Source organism: Prevotella sp. KH2C16, from assembly GCF_900113305.1.
GTDB lineage: Bacteria > Bacteroidota > Bacteroidia > Bacteroidales > Bacteroidaceae > Prevotella.
Genome location: NZ_FOOW01000045.1, coordinates 1 through 3,512 on the forward strand (window position 1 = coordinate 1; position 3,512 = coordinate 3,512).

The 3,512-nt window shown below is 40.5% G+C and carries 3 protein-coding genes; all 3 read left to right on the plus strand.

The window, feature by feature from the left end; all coding sequences use genetic code 11:
* Positions 1 to 157: 157 nt before the first annotated feature.
* The 3 genes from BM114_RS13900 to BM114_RS13910 are packed head-to-tail and all read left to right on the plus strand — an operon-like array spanning position 158 to position 3,409.
* Positions 158 to 1,393: a site-specific integrase gene (locus BM114_RS13900; protein WP_092114321.1), complete on the plus strand. Its 1,236-nt coding sequence runs from the start codon at positions 158 to 160 to the stop codon at positions 1,391 to 1,393.
* Positions 1,386 to 2,372 carry a tyrosine-type recombinase/integrase gene (locus BM114_RS13905; RefSeq protein ID WP_092114322.1) on the plus strand — a complete coding sequence of 329 codons (987 nt, stop codon included), beginning with the start codon at positions 1,386 to 1,388 and terminating at the stop codon, positions 2,370 to 2,372. The genes BM114_RS13900 and BM114_RS13905 overlap by 8 nt, the downstream gene beginning before the upstream one ends.
* 2 nt (positions 2,373 to 2,374) lie before the next feature.
* Entirely contained in the window at positions 2,375 to 3,409 is a 1,035-nt protein-coding gene (locus BM114_RS13910) for a site-specific integrase (protein WP_092114324.1), read from the plus strand.
* Positions 3,410 to 3,512: the final 103 nt, after the last annotated feature.

Below are 3,512 nucleotides of genomic sequence, written 5' to 3' on the forward strand. Positions count from 1 at the left end.
ACGGCCATTATGAATACAACTTTATTATGGAAAGTCTTTTTCTAATTCCAATTGAAAATACGAATATCCACGTAATATGAATTTATCTACTTTACATTATAACTTTCCATAATAAATACGGTCTAATAATATATGTTCAATCATAAATATTAGACCTATGGAACAACAGGAAATTCAAACATTAATCAACAGATGTGTTGATTATCTTTCCGCGAGAGGTTATACACCAAATCGCATCAAAGAAATCCAACGATTATGGACAAGTGGAATTGTAAAGTTCATGAACAATTCTGGTAAATCAGTATATACTTCTGATGTTGGTGAATTGTTCGTGCAAGAACTTATTGCCAGTGAGCCTACGAGGCCTGTACTTAAAGAGAAACTTCTCAGTATAAGGATACTGAATGACATGCTTGAAAACGGAGAAATCCGAAGAAGGAATTGGTGCCATGTTCAGTATGAACTGAAAGGTTTTCTCACCACGGAAATGGAAAAATATCTCAGCCATCTCAAGGAACTGCGTAGAAGCCCTAAAACATTAGGTGACTACAGAAGAATTCTTAGCGGCTTTCAGAAACATCTGCAAAATCGTGGGCTTTCACGGATTGAAGAAATAGACGAAGCTTCGATTACCTCCTTTGTCACCGCATATCCTTCAAACAAGCCACAGGTCTTTCACTCCGTAAAAACCCTTTTCCTTTATTGGATTTCTGAACACATCATCAATCCGACGTGGCTGGATTTCTTTAAGAATTACAAGGTCAAGCAAAAGGAACGTGTATACTCATTCTACACCACAGACGAAGTTCGTTTAGTGGAACAGTCTGTAAAAAGGAGCAGTTCTGTCGGAAAACGGAACTATGCCATCCTACTTTTGGCTTCACGGCTGGGGCTAAGAGCCCACGATATTGCCAATGTTAAATTCTCAGATATAGATTGGGAAAAGAACCTAATTACAATAATCACCCAAAAGACCGGCAGGAAAGTGGAATTGCCCCTGCTTGTCGATGTGGGGAATGCCATAATTGAATATTTACGATACGGAAGGAAGAAGTCCAATGAGGAAGTGGTGTTCCTATCTTGCCATCCGCCATTTGAAAAACTATGTGGAAGTACTATCGGATGTATCATTTCAAAAATAATATGCAGATCCGGTGTCGAAATCAACGGACGCCATCACGGATCCCATTGTCTTCGGCATTCCCTCGCGACAGCCATGCTGGCAGACGGTTCCTCTATTCCCGTAATATCTGAGTCACTTGGGCATAGAAACAGCCAGTCAACCATGTCATATATTAATGTGGATATTCAATCTATGAGGAAATGTTCTCTTCCGGTTCCTTCAATATCGGACAGTTTTTATATGCAGAAAGGAGGATATTTTTATGACTAAACAAGTTGAATACAAGAGCGTTTTAGCTCCATACATGGACATTATGCTGAACGTCAGGTTCTCCTTTGGATATTCAGCCCAACAAATGAAATACATATTGAAAGAATTTGATGATTTTGCCATTGGCTGGGATTTACGGAACCCCTGTATAAGTGAAGAAATGATAAAGGAGTGGCGAAAGGGCAGAGTAAATGATAGTGAAACCACCATTTACCATAAATTCTGCGTTTGGAGAGAGCTGGCAATACTTATGGGGCGGCACGGCTGTGAATGCAATATCCCGAGATTGCCGAGATACAAGCCGTCAAGTTTCACTCCTTACATATATAGCAAAGAGGAAATGAAGAGGATATTTGAGGAGTCTGACAAACTCGGGAATGGCAAAAACTATATAAATGCGGCATTGATGGCAATACCTGTCATACTGAGGTTACTATATAGCACCGGGATGAGAGTGTCAGAAGCGACAACACTCAAAAACGAGGATGTCTTTCTTGACAGGCATTATATCCATCTCCGAAAAACAAAGAACGGTCATGAAAGACTTGTGCCTCTTGGAGATGATATGATCGTAGAACTACGGCGGTATGAGACGTTCAGGAATAGAATACCGGTCAATAAGATTACCGGTTCCGGCAATTCCTATTTTATAAAGCTGGATGGTCTCCCAGTCAGATCCTATTCTGTCAGATTTTATTTCAGGGCAATACTTGACAGGTGCGATATAAAGTTTGTCGGCGACAAAAAAGGGCCGCGCATACATGATTTGCGGCATACTTTCGCAGTACACGCCATGCTGCAAATGGTTCATCAAGGCATGGATCTCTACACATGTCTTCCCATACTGTCTGCCGCATTAGGGCATCGTACGTTAAGGTCGACGGAAAAATATGTGAGACTGACACAGGCGATGTATCCCGAGGTGGCACAGAAAAGTACGGGAATGGATGCCTTCATTTATAACGTAATACTCGATTGACGATGAGAACAGATACCGATTTTGCAAAACAACTTAGCAGATATTTATCAGAGTATCTGCCATATGAACGAAATGTCAGTCCTAATACAATCTTGTCGTACAGGAATGCTTTTGTTCAATATATTGAGTTTATGAGAGACAAGAAAGGAATAAAGGTGGAAAAACTCAGATTGGAAAACTTCACTAAGGACAACGTACTCTGCTTTCTTAATCATCTTACTGACGAGAAACATTGTTCCGCAAAGACAAGGAATCAGCGTCTGGCCGTTATGAAATCATTTTCAACATGGTTGCAATATGTTGAAGTCGGAAGAATGGAACTATGGCAGAAAATCCGTTCAATTCCGGCAATGAGGGATATGGAGCGCAAACTTAATTACTTGCCATTAGAAGGTGTTAAACTTTTGTTGGAACAGCCTGATGCGAACACGCCAAAAGGACAGAGGCACTTGGCGATATTGGCTCTAATGTATGAAACGGGAATGAGGGTACAGGAACTCGCAGACCTGACTGTAGACTCCGTCAGACTGGATGTTGAGCCATATACTATCCGAATTGTAGGCAAAGGGCGAAAAACCCGCATTGTCCCTCTGTTCAAGAGCATCGTGGACATACTCCGCATTTATTTAAAAAGCGAGCAGCATGTTTTGAAAAGTGCCTCCATTCAGCATCCTCTATTCTACAATACCCGAGGAGAAAGGCTTACAAGAGCGGGAATTACATATATTCTGAAGACATATTCGGATTTGGCAAGGAAGAAGAATAAAGAAATCATACCCGGGAGAATAAGCTGTCACATGCTTCGTCACAGCAAAGCGATGCATCTTCTGCAAGCAGGTGTAAATTTGGTATATATAAGAGATTTGTTGGGACATGTATCTATCGAAACAACCGAAATATATGCTCGTACAGATTCCAATGCGAAAAGAAAAGCACTTGAAAAAGTGTCATTGACCATAACATCAAACGATGCGAATAAGGCACAATGGGAAGGTAACGTAAGTCTTCTTCAATGGCTGAAAGGGTATGGTAAGTAATTATTATGGAAAGTCTAACTGTAAAGTTATATGTTCATATCATTAGATATCAATGGACTTCTCAGAAGACTTTCCATAATAAAGTTGTATTCATAATGGCCGT